The sequence below is a fragment of the Pseudomonas sp. AG1028 genome (assembly GCF_007993955.1).
In the GTDB taxonomy this organism is placed as follows: Bacteria; Pseudomonadota; Gammaproteobacteria; order Pseudomonadales; family Pseudomonadaceae; genus Aquipseudomonas; species Aquipseudomonas straminea.
Map to the genome: position 1 here is coordinate 188873 of NZ_VIVP01000008.1, position 15768 is coordinate 204640.

Consider the following 15768-nt stretch of genomic DNA (forward strand, 5'->3'; position numbering starts at 1 on the left):
CGCGAAGCGGGCCAGGGCGTTACGCATGGTGGCGCACCTCACCCGAACCTTCGATGTTGCTGATGCAACGGCCGCACAGCTCCGGATGCTCGGCGTGAGTACCGACATCAGCTCGCAGGTGCCAGCAACGACCGCACTTGGCGTGGGCAGATTTGACGATCTTCAGCTTCAGGCCTTCGACTTCGGTGACCACCGCATCGGCCGGCGCATCGCTCAGCGGTGCGGTGGCGGCAGCGGAGGTGATCAGCGCGAACCGCAGTTCGTCGCCGAGCTTGGCCAGGTCATCACGCAGGGCGTCGTCACCGAACAGAGTCACTTCGGCCTGCAGGCTGGCGCCGATGGCCTTGCTCGCGCGCAGGTTCTCCAGCTCCTTGTTGACCGCGCCCTTGACCGCCATGACGCGCTCCCAATAGGCGTTGTCCAGTTCGAAGCCTTCCGGCAGACGGGCCAGGTTCTCGTACCAGGTGGCCAGCATCACCGACTCGGCGCGCTCGCCCGGCAGGAACTGCCAGATTTCCTCGGCGGTGAACGACAGGATCGGCGCGATCCAGCGCACCAGCGCTTCGCAGATGTGGAACAGCGCGCTCTGGCAGGAACGGCGGGCGACGCTGTCCGGCGCGGTGGTGTACTGGCGGTCCTTGATGATGTCCAGGTAGAAGCCGCCCAGCTCCTGCACGCAGAAGTTGTGCACCTTGGAGTAGACGTTCCAGAAGCGGTATTCGCCGTAGGCTTCGGTCAGCTCGTCCTGCAGACGCGCGGTGGCGTCGACGGCCCAGCGGTCGAGATCGAGCATCTGCTCGACCGGCAGCAGGTCGGTAGCCGGGTTGAAACCATTGAGGTTGGCCAGCATGAAACGCGCAGTATTGCGGATGCGCCGGTAGGCGTCGGCGCTGCGCTGCAGGATCTGGTCGGAAACCGCCATCTCGCCGGAGTAGTCGGTGGAAGCCACCCACAGGCGCAGGATGTCGGCGCCCATGCTGTCGATCACCTTCTGCGGCGCGACCACGTTGCCGAGGGACTTGGACTGCTTGCGGCCCTGCTCGTCGACGGTGAAGCCGTGGGTCAGCAGTTCCTTGTACGGCGCGTGGCCGTCTATGGCGCAGCCGGTCAGCAGGGACGAGTGGAACCAACCGCGGTGCTGGTCGGAGCCTTCCAGGTACAGATCGGCAACCGGGCCGCTGCTGTGCGCCAGCTCGGCGTGGGAGCCGCGCAGCACATGCCAGTGGGTGGTACCGGAATCGAACCAAACGTCCAGGGTGTCGCGGCTCTTGTCGTACTGGTCGGCCTCGGCACCGAGCAGCTCGGCAGCATCCAGCTTGAACCAGGCTTCGATGCCCTCTTGCTCGACGCGCTTGGCGACTTCTTCCATCAGCTCGACGGTGCGCGGGTGCAGCTCGCCGCTCTCCTTGTGGGTGAAGAACGGGATCGGCACGCCCCAGTTGCGCTGACGTGAGATGCACCAGTCCGGACGCCCGGCGATCATGCTGTGCAGGCGGGCCTGGCCCCAGGCCGGAACGAACTTGGTGTCTTCGATGGCCGCCAGGGAGCGCTCACGCAAAGTGCCGCCCTCCTTCGGCTTGCTGTCCATGCCGACGAACCACTGCGCGGTGGCGCGGTAGATCAGCGGCGTCTTGTGACGCCAGCAGTGCATGTAGCTGTGGCTGATGGTGGCGTGCTTGAGCAGCGCGCCAACTTCTTCGAGCTTGGCGACGATCGCCGGCGTGGCTTTCCAGATGAACTGGCCGCCGAAGAACGGCAGCGAGTCCACGTACACACCGTTGCTCTGCACCGGGTTGAGGATTTCGTCATTGCTCATGCCGTAGCGCTTGCAGCTCTGGAAGTCGTCCTCGCCATAGGCCGGCGCGGAGTGGACGACACCAGTACCGGCGCCCAGCTCGACGTACTCGGCCAGGTACAGCGGCGACAGGCGGTCATAGAACGGATGACGGAAGTTGATCAGCTCCAGTGCCGAGCCCTGGGCGGTGGCGACCACCTGGCCTTCGAGGCCGAAGCGCTGCAGGCAGCTCTCGACCATTTCCTCGGCGAGCAGCAGCAGGCGGTCGCCCACGTCCACCAGCGCGTAGGTGAATTCCGGGTGCACGTTCAGCGCCTGGTTGGCCGGGATGGTCCAGGGCGTGGTGGTCCAGATGACGATGGCTGTCGGCTTGCTCAGGCTGGCCAGGCCGAAGGCGGCAGCCAGCTTGCCTGCGTCTTCGACCGGGAAAGCCACGTCGATGGCTTCGGATTTCTTGTCCTGGTACTCGACCTCGGCCTCGGCCAGCGCCGAACCGCAGTCGAAGCAGAAGTTGACCGGCTTAAGGCCCTTGAACACGAAGCCGTTCTTGACCATTTCCGCCAGGGCGCGGATCTCGCCGGCCTCGTTGGCGAAGTTCATCGTCAGGTACGGGTTGTTCCAGTCACCCAGCACACCGAGGCGGATGAAGTTGGCCTTCTGCTCCTCGACCTGCTCGGCCGCATAGGTGCGGCAACGCTCGCGGGTCAGGTCGGCCGGCTGGTTCTTGCCAAAGGTGGTCTCGACCTTGTGCTCGATCGGCAGGCCGTGGCAATCCCAACCCGGCACGTACGGCGCGTCATAGCCGGCCAGGGTCTTGGAACGGGTGATGATGTCCTTGAGGATCTTGTTCAGCGCGTGACCGATGTGAATGCTGCCGTTGGCATAGGGCGGGCCGTCATGCAGCAGGAATTTCGGGCGGCCTTCGCCGGCCTTGCGCAGCTTTTCGTAGAGACCAATATCAATCCAGCGCTGCAGGGTCTGCGGCTCGCGTTGCGGCAGGCCAGCCTTCATCGGGAAGGGAGTATCGGGCAGGTTCAGCGTGGCTTTGTAATCGGTCATGTCGGGCTCTTCATCAGCGGTTGGCGCTGCCAGTGGTCGCGGGCAGCGGCAATGTCGGCCGCAATGGCCGTCTTCAATGCCTCGAGCGAGGCGAAACGCTGCTCATCGCGCAGCTTGTGGTGGAAAGCCACCGTCAAACGCCGGCCATACAGGTCACCGGCAAAATCCAGCAGGTGCACCTCGAGGTGGGCGCTCCCGTCACCGGCCACGCTGGGGCGCACACCGATATTGGCAACGCCCGGCCATGGCTGGCCGTCTATCTCGACACTGACCAGGTACACCCCGGTCAGCGGTACACGTTTGCGCTTGAGCTGCACGTTGGCGGTCGGCGCATTGAGCTGACGACCGAGCTTCTGGCCGTGCAGCACCCGCCCGACGATGCGAAAGGGCCGGCCGAGCATGCGTTCGGCGACGATGAAATCGCCGCTGGCCAGGGCCTCGCGCACTCGCGTGCTGCTTACCCGTTGCCCATCGATCTCCACGGTCTTGGCCGCTTCGACAGTGAAGCCTTCACGCTGCGCGGCCTCGGCCAGAAAAGCAAAGTCACCGGCGCGGTCGCAGCCGAAGCGGAAATCGTCGCCTACTTCCAAGTGCAATACACCGAGCCCATCAATCAGCGCACGCTGCACGAACTCCGCAGCGCTGAGCTCACGCAGGCGCGGGTTGAAGGTCAGGCACAGCACCCGATCAACACCTTCGGCGGCCAGCAAGGCGAGCTTGTCGCGCAGCCGGCTCAGACGTGCCGGAGCGCCTTCGGGATCGAAGTATTCACGCGGCTGCGGCTCGAACAGCACCACGCAGCTCGGCACGCCCAGCTCTGACGCGCGCTCACGCAAACGCGCCAGAATCGCCTGGTGGCCACGGTGAACGCCGTCGAAATTACCGATGGTGGCGACACAGCCCCGATGCTGGGGCCGCAGATTATGAAGGCCTCGAACCAGCTGCATAACGCGCTTCTTGCTCACAAAGTGGCCAATTATACGCACAGCGGCCGGCGCCGGGTAGCGGATACGCCGCGCTCATTTGGCGCTGCCAGTCAGCGCCGTACTGCCCATCAGGCAATCGAACGGCGGGAGAAGTCGCGCAGACGGAACCCCAGGATACCCAGCACAGCGAAATAGCTCAGCGCACCGGCTGCGACCAGCGCAGCAAGGCGCAGCAGGCGGGCCAGCATGCTGCCCTCGCTCCAGTCCGGCATCAGCCAGAGCATGCCGACCAGCACCACGACCATCACCAGCACCGCCGCCAGCAGCTTGCTGGCGAACATCGCCCAGCCCGGTTGCGGCTGGTAGAAGCCGCGGGCGCGTAGCTTCCAGAACAGCAGGCCGGCGTTGATGCAGGCCGCCAGGCCAATGGACAGCGCCAGGCCAGCATGGGCCAGGGGGATGACGAAGATGAACAGCACATTCATCACCTGGGTCATCAGCAGGGTGAACATGGCGATGCGCACCGGCGTGCGAATGTCCTGGCGCGCATAGAAGGCCGGCGCCAGCACCTTGACCAGCAGCATGCCCAACAGGCCCAGCGAGTACGCCAGCAGAGCACGCTGAGTCATCTCGGCGTCGGTGGCGGTGAAGTTGCCGTACTGGAACAGCGACACCACTAGCGGCTCGGACAGCAGCGCCAGCGCCAGGGCGCAGGGCAGCGCCAGCAGGATGCACAGGCGCAGGCCCCAATCGAGCAGTTTCGAGTAGGCGGCCGGGTCCTCGGCGGCGTGGGTCTTGGCCAGCGAAGGCAGCAGAATGGTACCCAGAGCGACGCCTAGCACCCCGGACGGCAGCTCCATCAGGCGGTCGGCGTAGTACATCCACGACACGGAACCGGCGACCAGAAAGGAGGCGAAGATGGTGTTGATGATCAGCGAGATCTGCGCCACCGACACACCGAGGATCGCCGGGCCCATCTGCCGCAGCACGCGCCACACGCCACTGTCGCGAAGATTCAGGCGCGGCAACACCAAGAGGCCGATCTTGCGCAGGTGAGGCAGTTGATAGAGCAGCTGCAACAGGCCGCCGACCAGCACGGCCCAGCCCATGGCCATTATCGGCGGGTCGAAATACGGGGTCAGGAACAGCGCGAAAATGATCATGCTGACGTTCAGCAGGGTCGGCACGAAAGCCGGCACGGCGAAACGGTTCCAGGTATTGAGCAGCGCGCTGGCGAACGACGACAGGGAGATCAGCAGAATATAAGGAAAGGTCACCCGCAGCAGATCGCTGGTCAGCTCGAAGCGCTCGGGGTTGTCGCTGAAACCGGGTGCCGAGGCCCAGACGATCCAGGGCGCGGCCAGCACGCCGAGCAGGGTCACCAGGGCGAGAATCAGCGTCAACTGACCGGCGACATAAGCCACGAAGGTGCGGGTTGCTTCTTCACCCTTCTGCGTCTTGTACTCCGCCAGAATCGGTACGAATGCCTGGGAAAAGGCGCCCTCGGCGAAAATGCGGCGCAGCAGGTTGGGCAGCTTGAAGGCCACCACGAAGGCATCCGAGGCGATCCCCGCACCGAAGATCCGGGCCATGATGGTGTCGCGCACGAAACCCAGAACCCGCGACAACATGGTGATGGAACTGACGGCGGCCAGCGACTTGAGAAGATTCATTCGGCAGGGATGCTCAATCGGCAATTACGGGATCGAATTCGGCGCGCGCAGCACACGCCAGCAACAGACCGCGCCGACACACGAAGGTGCGACGACGCCAGTGCGGCCGGGAGTGTAGAATCGCCGACGCGATAAAGCATCCTTCGCGTCGCATGCCCGACGACGACTGACGCAGTATCGACCTTGACAAGTGCCGCGCTCGCCTGCATGATTCGCGGCCTTATTTGTCAGTAACCCCTAGTTTTCGAGGAGCTTGACGGTGGCCAATACACCTTCTGCCAAAAAACGCGCAAAACAGGCTGAGAAGCGTCGTAGCCATAACGCCAGCCTGCGCTCCATGGTTCGTACCTACATCAAGAACGTAGTCAAGGCTATCGACGCCAAAGACCACGAGAAAGCACAAGCTGCTTACGTTCTGGCTGTGCCTGTTATCGACCGTATGGCCGACAAAGGCATCATCCACAAGAACAAGGCCGCTCGTCACAAGAGCCGCCTGAACGGTCACGTCAAAGCACTGAGCCAAGCTGCAGCTGCCTAAGCGTACCGCTTCATGAGAAACCGGCCTCAGGGCCGGTTTTTTATTGCCTGCAGAAAAGCACCTCCACGCCCAAACCGCCCAACCCACCAGAGCCATTCAAGCCACAAGCGAAGCGGCCGATATCCAGACCGATAGCGCAAACACCTGCGCGCGACCGGAAGGAAACGAGTCATGTGGTTGAGAGGTTTGGACATTGGCAAACGTGCCAGCCTGGCGTTCGCACTGCTTGCAGCAATCGTGCTGGGGCTCGGAATTTTCTCGCTGTCGCAGATGAATCGTATGGACGATGCCTCGGACGATCTGCGCGACAACTGGCTGCCCTCGCTAATGGCCGCCGAGGAAATCAGCAACGGCATCAGCCGCCTGCGCGCCCTCACCCTACGGGTGACAATACTGAGCAATGAAGGCGACCGGCAGAGCACACTCACCCTCCTCGACGAGCTCGCCAAAACCATACCGAGCCAATTCGATGCTTACGTCCCACTGATCAGCGGCCCCAACGAGCGACAACTGTACGACCAGCTGCGAAGCGCCTACGAAAGCTACGCCAATGTGCAACAACAGGTCGTGAATGCCGTGCGCAACGACCGCCCAGGCGATGCCGTGAGCCTGATCAACGGGCCACTGGTGGGCCTCGCCGACGAACTGGCAGCGTCCATCACCCAACTCGCCAACTTCAACAACGCGGGCGCGAAGCAATCGACCGACACCAGCCAGAGCGCCTTCAACAGCGCAGTGGCGATGGTCATCGCCACCCTGGTTGCCAGTCTTGTCGTCACTATCATTCTGGCCCTGGTACTCACCCGGAGCATCGTGCGGCCACTGGGCGAGGCCCTCAATGCTGCCGACGTTATCGCCTCTGGCGACCTGACCCAACGTATCCAGATCCGCGGCAGCGACGAGCCGGCACGCCTGATGGGCGCCCTGCAGACCATGCAGAAGAATCTGCACGGGGCGATCCAGAGCATCGCCGACTCCTCCAACCAGTTGGCCTCTGCTTCCGAGGAACTGCACGCGGTAACCGAAGACTCCACCCGCGGCCTGCACCAGCAGAGCACCGAAATCGATCAGGCCGCCACAGCGGTCAATGAGATGACTGCCGCCGTGGAGGAAGTGGCGCGCAATGCGGTGAGCACCTCGGAAGCCTCGAAGGAGTCCAACACCACCGCACTACGCGGCCGCGAGCAGGTGCGCGAAACCGTCGACTCGATCAGCCAGCTGGCCCGCGACGTGACCGACACGTCCGGGGAAGTGGAACGCCTGGCCGAACAGATTCGCGAAATCAGCAAGGTGCTCGACGTGATCCGCTCGATTGCCGAGCAGACCAATCTGCTAGCCCTCAACGCAGCCATCGAAGCAGCACGCGCCGGGGAAGCCGGCCGTGGCTTTGCGGTGGTTGCCGACGAAGTACGCGCCCTCGCCCACCGCACGCAGCAGTCGACCCAGGAAATCGAAGGCATGATCGGCGGCATTCAGAGCGGCACCGAGAAAACCGTGACTGCCATGCAGCACAGTAATCAGCGCGCCCATTCGACCCTTGAGGTCGCCAAGGCCGCCGGCAGCGCCCTGGAGCAGATCACCAAAGCCATCGCCATGATCAACGAGCGCAACCTGGTGATCGCCAGCGCCTCGGAAGAGCAGGCTCAGGTGGCGCGGGAGGTCGACCGCAATCTGGCGAACATCCGCGACCTGTCGCTACAGACCTCGGCCGGCGCCAACCAGACCAGCGCCTCCAGCCAGGAGCTGTCGCGCCTGGCGGTGGACCTCAATGCACTGGTGACGCGCTTCAAGATCTGATGATCGGCGGCGAAGGCCCTCGACTCAGCTACCTTTCGGCCAGGGCAGGATCGGAATAGCAGTTACTGCGTTCTGCGGACTGCCTTCGATGATGCGGTCGCTATAGACCAGGTACACCAGAGTGTTGCGCTTCTGATCGAAGAAGCGCACGACTTGCATGGTCTTGAACACCAGCGAGGTACGCTCACGAAAGACCTCATCGCCATCCTTGAGCTCACCAGCAAAGCTGATCGGGCCGACCTGACGGCAGGCGATAGAAGCTTCGGCGCGATCCTCGGCCAAGCCGAGACCACCCTTCACGCCACCGGTCTTGGCGCGCGACAGGTAGCAGGTAACCCCTGAAACCTTGGGATCATCGAAGGCCTCAACGACGATCTTGTCATTGGGGCCCAGCCACTTGAATACCGTGGAAACCTGGCCGATCTCCTCGGCCATGGCGCCCAGCGGCAGCGCTATCAGCGTCACAGCAACCAGCAGAAGCTTACGCATCGCCACCTCCCAGAAGATCAGACCAGAATCAGATTGTCGCGGTGTACCAGCTCCGGCTCATCGACATAGCCGAGCAGGCGCTCGATCTCGTCCGACGGGCGACCGATGATCTTCTGCGCCTCCAGGGCACTGTAGTTGACCAGACCGCGCGCCACCTCACGACCATCCGGCGCCACGCAGACCACCATTTCGCCGCGACGGAAGCTGCCCTGCACGGCCTTCACGCCAACCGGCAGCAGGCTCTTGCGGTCGGAGACCAGCGCCTTGACCGCGCCATCGTCCAGCACCAGGGTGCCGCGGGTCTGCAGGTGCCCGGCCAGCCACTGCTTGCGCGCCGCCAGCATGCCGCGCTCGGGCACCAGCAGGGTGCCGAGCAGCTCGCCCGCCTTGAGGCGTGCCAGCACCTGCTCGATGGCGCCACCAACGATCACCGTGTGAGCACCGGAACGAGCAGCCAGGCGCGCCGCGCGCAGCTTGGTCTGCATGCCGCCACGCCCCAGGGCACCACCCACGCCACCGGCCACGGCGTCGAGCGTCGGGTCGTCGGCACGGGCTTCGTGGATCAGCTGGGCATCGGGGTTGTTACGCGGGTCGGCATCGAACATGCCGTCGCGGTCGGTAAGAATCACCAGCAGATCGGCTTCCACCAGGTTGGCCACCAATGCGGCCAGGGTGTCGTTGTCACCGAAACGGATGCCCTCGGTGACCACGGTGTCGTTCTCGTTGATCACCGGCACCACATCGAGGTCGATCAGGGTACGCAGGGTGCTGCGCGCATTGAGGTAGCGCTTGCGGTCGGACAGGTCGTCATGGGTCAGGAGGATCTGCGCGGTACGTCGACCATGCTCGCCGAAGCTCGACTCCCAGGCCTGCACCAGGCCCATCTGGCCAATCGCGGCGGCCGCCTGCAGCTCGTGAACGGCACTCGGGCGCGCCGTCCAGCCCAGACGGCTCATGCCCGCCGCCACGGCACCGGAGGAAACCAGCACCAGCTCGACGCCCTGCGCCCGCAGCGCGACCATCTGCTCGACCCACACCGCCATGGCGCCACGGTCGAGCCCCTTGCCATCGGCGGTCAGCAAGGCACTACCAATCTTCACGACCCAGCGCTGCGCACCGCTTACCTTGTCACGCATGTTTTCCAACCCCAGCCAGAAGCACATTTTCGCAAGCCGTCACCGGCGGCAACGGCCAAACCTACAAAAACGCCGCTAAAAAGCGGCGTCTGTCGTCCATCAATCCCGGACGTAAATGATTTCCGGTCCGTCCTCGTCGTCTTCCTCGTCCCAGAAGCTGTCGTCCTCGTCGACATCGCCCACTGCCCGCACACCGGAGCGGCGCAGCGCACGCTTGTCGTCCAGCGCCTGCAGCTGGGCACGCGCCTCATCTTCGATGCGCTGGTCGAGCTCGGCAAGCTCGGCGGCGTATTCGGGGTTCTCCTGAATACGCTCGGCGCGCGCTTCGAGGAAATCCATGATGTCGTAGCACAGCTGCTCGGTGCCTTCTCGCGCCAGAGCGGAAACCACGTAGACCGGGCCTTCCCACTCCAGCCGCGCGACGATCTCGGCGATGCGCTGCTCCTTCTCCTCATCGAGGATCTGGTCGGCCTTATTGAGCACCAGCCAGCGCTCACGATCGGCCAGCGCCGGGCTGAACTTGGTCAGCTCCGCGACAATGGTAGCCGCAGCCTCGGCCGGATCGGTCTGATCCAGCGGCGCCATATCCACGAGGTGCAGCAGCAGGCGGGTACGCGCCAGGTGCTTGAGGAAGCGAATACCCAGGCCAGCACCTTCGGAAGCACCTTCGATCAGCCCCGGAATGTCGGCGACCACGAAACTCTTGTAGCGATCAACGCTGACCACACCCAGGTTCGGCACCAGAGTGGTGAACGGGTAGTCGGCAACCTTCGGCTTGGCAGCCGACACCGCACGAATGAAGGTACTCTTGCCAGCGTTCGGCAGACCGAGCAGGCCGACGTCGGCCAGTACCTTCAGTTCCAGCTTGAGATCACGAGCCTCGCCCGGCTTGCCCGGCGTGGTCTGACGCGGTGCACGATTGGTGCTGGACTTGAAGCGGGTGTTGCCCAGACCGTGCCAGCCGCCCTGGGCGACCATCAGGCGCTGACCGGCCTGGGTCAGGTCACCAATCACTTCCTGGGTACCGGCATCGATCACCGTGGTGCCGATCGGCACCGGCAGGATCAGATCTTCGCCCTTGGCGCCAGTGCAGTCGGTGCTGCCACCCTTCTCGCCATTGGGCGCCTGGAAACGGCGGGTATAGCGGTAATCCACCAGGGTATTGAGGTTGGCCATGGCCTCGATGTAGATCGAGCCGCCATCACCACCATCACCGCCGTTGGGGCCGCCGTTCTCGATGAACTTCTCGCGACGGAAGCTCATCATGCCGTTGCCACCATCGCCGGCCTTTACAGAAATCGATACTTCATCGACGAATTTCATGGGTACACCTCCCGCCATAATCGCGGGTTACTGAAACAGGAAACACCGGGTGCTTGCGAAATTGCCCTGAAACCACCCGCATCAACCCAGGACAGTTTGGCAAGAACCCACAACCCTGTACGCCTGCTGCAAGCCGAATCGGACGAAGCGGTAAACCGGGCGCAACAGGATACAGAAACAAAAAAGCCCCGTCGCAGGACGGGGCTTTTCCAGCAACTTCGCGATTAGGCCGCGACGACGCTTACGTAACGGCGACCGAAGGCACCTTTTACTTCGAACTTGATCACGCCTTCGATTTTCGCGAACAGGGTGTGATCCTTGCCCATGCCAACGCCGTAGCCAGCGTGGAACTGGGTGCCGCGCTGACGCACGATGATGTTGCCAGGAACGATTTTCTGGCCGCCATACATCTTCACGCCAAGGCGTTTGGCTTCTGAGTCGCGACCGTTGCGGGTACTACCGCCAGCTTTTTTGTGTGCCATGAGTTCAATACTCCTATAAAGGGCTCAAGCGAAATGAATCAGGCCTGAATACCGGTGATTTTGATCTCAGTGAACCACTGACGGTGGCCCTGACGCTTCATGTGGTGCTTGCGGCGACGGAACTTGATGATGGTCACTTTATCGTGACGGCCTTGGGAAACGACTTCAGCCGAAACCTTGGCACCTTCGACGACAGGAGCGCCGATGGTGACGTCATCACCGTTGCCAACCAGCAACACGCGATCGAAAGTCAGAGCTTCGCCAGCGGCCAGCTCCAGTTTCTCGACCTTGAGGAATTCGCCTTCGGTGACTTTGTATTGCTTGCCACCAGTAACAATTACTGCGTACATGGTAAATCTCCGTTGATCCTGCTCACCCAGCGCTTTATAGGAATAACTGTTGGCTGGCATGGCTGCTCGGGGCCGGATGGACACCCGTGCAATTGCGTAAGGCAGGGAAATACCCAGGGGGAAGTTCAGGGTGCGCGATTGTACGCAAGCCTCTTCAGCAGCGCAAGCGCCGCCTGCCGTCGCCTTGACAGCCCCCACCCTGCCCCCTAGCATGCCGCGCAAACTAGGGCCTATTAAGGCCGATAGTGCCTGTCCAAGGAGCTTATGTCGCTGATGCAACCCCAGACTTTCTACAGTGTGGTAGCGGATGATTTCGCCGCTGTTGACGGCATTATCCGTCAGCAAGTGGTGTCCCGCGTCCCGCTGGTCGAGAAGATCGGCGACTACATCATCTCCGCTGGCGGCAAGCGCCTGCGCCCGCTGCTGGTACTGCTCAGTGGCAAGGCGCTGGGCCTGAACGACGAACGCCTGCGCCTGCTGGCTGCCACCATCGAATTCCTGCACACCGCCACCCTGCTGCACGACGACGTGGTCGACATGTCCGACATGCGCCGTGGCCGTAGCACCGCCAATGCCCAGTGGGGCAACGCACCGAGCGTGCTGGTCGGCGACTTCCTCTATTCGCGCTCGTTCGAAATGATGGTCGAACTCGACTCGATGCCGGTGATGCGGATTCTCTCCAAGGCCACCCGGGTGATCGCCGAAGGCGAAGTGCTGCAGCTATCAAAGATTCGCGACGCCAGCACGACCGAAGAAACCTACATGGAAGTCATCCGCGCCAAGACCGCCATGCTGTTCGAAGCTTCGACCCAGAGCGCCGCGGCACTGGCCGAAGCGAGCGCCGAGCAGAACGAAGCGCTGCGCCTGTTCGGTGATCACCTGGGTGTGGCCTTCCAGCTGGTCGACGACCTGCTCGACTACAAGGGCGATGCCGCCACCCTGGGCAAGAACGTCGGCGACGATTTGGCCGAAGGCAAACCCACCCTGCCGCTGATCTACACCATGCGCGAAGGCAACGCCGAGCAGGCTGCCCTGGTGCGCAAGGCGATTCAGAAAGGTGGCCTGGAAGACCTGGAAAGCATCCGCGAAGCCGTGCAGGCCGCCGGCGCTCTGGACTACACCGCCAATCAGGCACGCCAGTACGCCGAGCGTGCCATCGCCTGCCTGGAAGTGCTGCCGGCCAGCGTCTACCGCGACGCCCTGGTCGAGCTGAGCCACTTCGCCGTGGCCCGCACGCACTGACCACTCAGGCACCGCATCACAAGAAGCCCGCCCCCGCGACGGGCTTTTTTATGCCCGCCCCTTTCCACTCCGTCAGCCACGCCATCGACGAGCGGTGCGATTAAACCTTGCTATTAAAGTAATAAGAATTATTCTCATATCTACCAATCACTCAGGGAGATGCGAGCATGACCTATCTAATCGACGCCTGGCTGGACCGCCCTCATCCCTACCTGCGCATCCTGCACCGCGAGACCGGCGAAGTCTGCGCCGTACTCGAAGAGGAGGCACTGGACGAATTGCGTAAACAGGGTGACCTGGATCTGCACGAGCTGAGCTCGAGCGAGCCGCTGATCCTCAAGGAACTGGTGCGCAGCCTGTTCCTGTATTGCTATGCCCGGGCCTTGCGCCCGTGATACTTATCCGAAGGCTCGCAAGCTAGAGCCCTGCAATGCCTATGCGTCCCCACGAAAATAGGCGAAGAAGTGGCCGGGGTCGCGACCGACTGTACTGTCGTACATGAGCTTCTCGCCTATTTTTAAACGCCGCACGGCCGACGCGCAGCAGTCTTCGCAGGTGCTTACAGGATGTCGAGCAGCTCGACATCAAACACCAGCACGCTGTGCGGCGGGATGCTGCCAACGCCCTGGGCGCCATAGGCAAGCTCGCTCGGCACGTACAGGCGCCATTTGCTGCCGGTACCCATCAGTTGCAGGGCCTCGGTCCAGCCGGCGATCACGCCGCCGACCGGGAATTCCGCCGGCTGGCCACGTTCGTAGGAGCTGTCGAATACGCTGCCGTCGATCAGGGTGCCATGGTAGTGGGTGCGCACGCTGTCCTCACGCGATGGCTTGGCGCCCTCGCCTGCGGTCAGCACTTCGTACTGCAGGCCGGAGGCCAGCACGGTGACGCCTTCGCGCTTGGCATTCTCGGCCAGGAAGGCCAGGCCGGCGCCGGCAGCCGCGTCGGCCTTGGCCTTGGCTTCGGCCTGCATGACGTCGCGGATTACCTTGAAGCTGGCCGACAGTTCGGCCTCGCCGACGCGGCTCTCCTGGCCGGCGAAAGCATCGCGCAGACCAGCCAGAATGGCATCCAGGCTCACGCCCGGCGGCGGGTTGTCGCGCAGCTGGCCACCAAGTTGACGGCCAATGCCGTAGCTGACGCGTGCTTCGTCAGTGGAAAGATCGAGTTCGGACATATCGCCGCTCCGCTAGTAGGAAAAAAGGCCGGCTAGCCTATCACGGCTCCCGCCGTCGCCTGTGCCTTAGAACCTGTTCACGATCTAGCGAGCTAGAGCCATACAAGGCAAAAACAGGCGAGGAAGCGGAGTTTACGTGCTGTAAATGAGCATTCTGAGACTGTTTTTAACGCCGTAGGGCCGACGCGCAGCAGATCGTGAACAGGTTCTTACCAGCGGCTGCGCAGGCCGACCGGCACACGCAGGGCGTCGCGAGTGCCGCTCGGCAAGCCGCACATCTCGTCGTAGGCCGAGGCATGCACCAGAAACAGCGGCACGTCCGGCAGCTCTTCGAGCAGGTCACGAGCATGTTCCACCGAGCGCAGGTGCAGGTTGCGCCCCGCCTCGTCGCGCAGGTAGGCGCGTTGCTCGACGCCGAGAATCTGCAGCAGGTAGATGCCGCCTTCCAGGGAAATCAATTCGAGTTCGCTCACCGCACCATCGCGAGCCGCTCGCAGCAATTCGGGCAGAGTCATGGCATGTCCTCCCAGGCAAGAAGTACCACTATACGATTGTCACCACGCCGATAACAAAACGCCCGGCGTTCCACAGGGAAGGCCGGGCGTTGCGCAGGCAACGGGATCAGTGCTTGGTCAACTTGTCCAGGTAACCCATGGCAAAGGCCGAGACCACGAAGGTCATGTGGATGATCACGTACCACTTCAGGTGCTCGGGATCATGATTGCGCGCGTCCATGAACACCCGCAACAGGTGGATCGAGGAAATCGCCACGATGGACGCCGCGACCTTCATCTTCAGCGAGCTGGAATCCATCTTGCCGAGCCAGGCGAGCTTTTCCTTGCTGTCGTCGATATCCAGCTGGGAAACGAAGTTCTCGTAGCCGGACATCATCACCATCACCAGCAGGCCGCCGACCAAGGCCATGTCGACCAGCGACAGCAGCACCAGGATCAGATCGGCCTCGGCCATGCTGAAAATGCCGGGCAGGATGTGGAAGATTTCCTGGAAGAACTTCAGGGCCAGCGCCAGCAGGCCCAGTGACAGACCGAAATAGATGGGGGCCAGCAGCCAGCGCGATGCGTACATCGCGTTCTCGATAAAGCGTTCCATGGGCTCTCACAGGTGGTGAACAGGCGAGCGAGTATACCCAGCGCTCAAGTACAGGCAAGCCGCGGCGCATGGGCTGAATACGGCCAAGCTCAAGGCCTATCGGTGATTGTGGATAAGATTTTCTGCCGTGCGTTTCCGGGCTGACCAGCCGGTCGCCCTACGAACGGTTCCACACTGCCGCTTCAGCTCTCGGGCCACGACAGCGATACGGGCCGGGACGCGCCGTGAGCACCATTCAAACGGCGCAGCTGAGCCTGGGCGTGCAGGCGCCAGATCAGCGGTTCGTGGCAGGGGCCATAACCTTGGGCGGCGAGGCTTTCGGCAATGTCATCGAGCAGGCGCTCGACCACCAGAGGCCCGTGGAATGGGCCTTGCGCCTTGACAGCGGAGGGTTGTCGGGCAGTCAGGCCGGCGACGCAGATCAGCGTCCACAGCCCTTGATCGCCCGCCAGGGGCAGCGCCACACACTCGATGCGCGTGGTCACGCCGAGGCAATCACGGGTCAGGCAGAGGCTACGCGACATGGCGGCGATCCTCGCAGAGACAGACCTGCAGCCTACACCTGTAGCGCCCGCTGGCAAAGACAGGTTTATACACACAAACTGTGGATAACCTTGTGCATGACAGGTGTGCAAACAACCCCATGCCGCCGATTGAAGGGTGGCGGGCGA

At 62.9% G+C, this 15768-nt stretch carries 16 protein-coding genes and 1 pseudogene; 5 read left to right on the forward strand and 12 right to left on the reverse strand.

Annotated features, from left to right (window positions below; translation table 11 throughout):
• Positions 1–19: 19 nt before the first annotated feature.
• From ileS to murJ, 3 genes are all read right to left on the reverse strand, one after another.
• A complete protein-coding gene (gene ileS / locus FB481_RS15125) occupies positions 20–2854 on the reverse strand; it encodes an isoleucine--tRNA ligase (protein ID WP_147176934.1) in 2835 nt (944 codons plus the stop codon).
• Complete coding sequence (gene ribF / locus FB481_RS15130; protein WP_093505444.1) at positions 2851–3801, reverse strand: bifunctional riboflavin kinase/FAD synthetase; 951 nt, start codon at positions 3799–3801, stop codon at positions 2851–2853. Before ribF ends, ileS begins: the two co-directional genes overlap by 4 nt.
• A gap of 107 nt (positions 3802–3908) precedes the next feature.
• Positions 3909–5453 carry a murein biosynthesis integral membrane protein MurJ gene (gene murJ, locus FB481_RS15135; protein WP_093505446.1) on the reverse strand — a complete coding sequence of 515 codons (1545 nt, stop codon included), beginning with the start codon at positions 5451–5453 and terminating at the stop codon, positions 3909–3911.
• A gap of 259 nt (positions 5454–5712) precedes the next feature.
• Here murJ and rpsT point away from each other — a divergent pair, with 259 nt between their 5' ends.
• The 3 genes and pseudogenes from rpsT to FB481_RS23625 all read left to right on the forward strand — a co-directional run bounded on the left by rpsT (position 5713) and on the right by FB481_RS23625 (position 7788).
• Positions 5713–5991: a 30S ribosomal protein S20 gene (gene rpsT, locus FB481_RS15140; RefSeq protein WP_070882692.1), complete on the forward strand. Its 279-nt coding sequence runs from the start codon at positions 5713–5715 to the stop codon at positions 5989–5991.
• A gap of 171 nt (positions 5992–6162) precedes the next feature.
• Positions 6163–6930, forward strand: a pseudogene (locus tag FB481_RS23620) (MCP four helix bundle domain-containing protein); the annotation flags it as partial.
• Entirely contained in the window at positions 6925–7788 is an 864-nt protein-coding gene (locus tag FB481_RS23625; protein WP_372239572.1) for a methyl-accepting chemotaxis protein, read from the forward strand. The pseudogene FB481_RS23620 and the gene FB481_RS23625, both read left to right, overlap by 6 nt.
• A gap of 24 nt (positions 7789–7812) precedes the next feature.
• Here the strand turns inward: FB481_RS23625 and FB481_RS15150 are convergent, their stop codons facing one another.
• The 5 genes from FB481_RS15150 to rplU form a co-directional block, all read right to left on the reverse strand.
• Positions 7813–8277: a CreA family protein gene (locus tag FB481_RS15150; protein WP_147176936.1), complete on the reverse strand. Its 465-nt coding sequence runs from the start codon at positions 8275–8277 to the stop codon at positions 7813–7815.
• 17 nt (positions 8278–8294) lie between these two features.
• Positions 8295–9413, reverse strand: a complete 1119-nt coding sequence (proB, locus tag FB481_RS15155; protein ID WP_093505581.1) for a glutamate 5-kinase — start codon at positions 9411–9413, stop codon at positions 8295–8297.
• 99 nt (positions 9414–9512) lie between these two features.
• The gene (gene cgtA / locus FB481_RS15160; protein ID WP_027909436.1) at positions 9513–10736 is read right to left on the reverse strand and encodes an Obg family GTPase CgtA; all 1224 of its coding nucleotides are present in this window, start codon (positions 10734–10736) and stop codon (positions 9513–9515) included.
• A gap of 224 nt (positions 10737–10960) precedes the next feature.
• Entirely contained in the window at positions 10961–11218 is a 258-nt protein-coding gene (rpmA, locus tag FB481_RS15165) for a 50S ribosomal protein L27 (RefSeq protein ID WP_013789841.1), read from the reverse strand.
• Between the two features lie 38 nt (positions 11219–11256).
• Positions 11257–11568, reverse strand: a complete 312-nt coding sequence (rplU, locus tag FB481_RS15170; RefSeq protein ID WP_013789840.1) for a 50S ribosomal protein L21 — start codon at positions 11566–11568, stop codon at positions 11257–11259.
• Positions 11569–11841: 273 nt separating this feature from the next.
• Here rplU and FB481_RS15180 point away from each other — a divergent pair, with 273 nt between their 5' ends.
• Together FB481_RS15180 and FB481_RS15185 are read left to right on the forward strand one after the other, a co-directional pair.
• Positions 11842–12810 (forward strand): polyprenyl synthetase family protein, encoded by a 969-nt coding sequence (locus FB481_RS15180; protein WP_093505583.1) that lies wholly within the window; start codon positions 11842–11844, stop codon positions 12808–12810.
• A gap of 167 nt (positions 12811–12977) precedes the next feature.
• Positions 12978–13205, forward strand: a complete 228-nt coding sequence (locus FB481_RS15185; RefSeq protein WP_070887188.1) for a hypothetical protein — start codon at positions 12978–12980, stop codon at positions 13203–13205.
• Positions 13206–13369: 164 nt separating this feature from the next.
• Here the strand turns inward: FB481_RS15185 and FB481_RS15190 are convergent, their stop codons facing one another.
• From FB481_RS15190 to FB481_RS15205, 4 genes are all read right to left on the reverse strand, one after another.
• Complete coding sequence (locus FB481_RS15190; protein WP_093505452.1) at positions 13370–13987, reverse strand: FKBP-type peptidyl-prolyl cis-trans isomerase; 618 nt, start codon at positions 13985–13987, stop codon at positions 13370–13372.
• Positions 13988–14196: 209 nt separating this feature from the next.
• Entirely contained in the window at positions 14197–14502 is a 306-nt protein-coding gene (locus FB481_RS15195) for a DUF6482 family protein (RefSeq protein WP_093505454.1), read from the reverse strand.
• Between the two features lie 106 nt (positions 14503–14608).
• Complete coding sequence (locus FB481_RS15200) at positions 14609–15097, reverse strand: TIGR00645 family protein (protein ID WP_013789835.1); 489 nt, start codon at positions 15095–15097, stop codon at positions 14609–14611.
• Positions 15098–15279: 182 nt separating this feature from the next.
• A complete protein-coding gene (locus tag FB481_RS15205; protein ID WP_093505456.1) occupies positions 15280–15621 on the reverse strand; it encodes a hypothetical protein in 342 nt (113 codons plus the stop codon).
• Between the last annotated feature and the right edge of the window lie 147 nt (positions 15622–15768).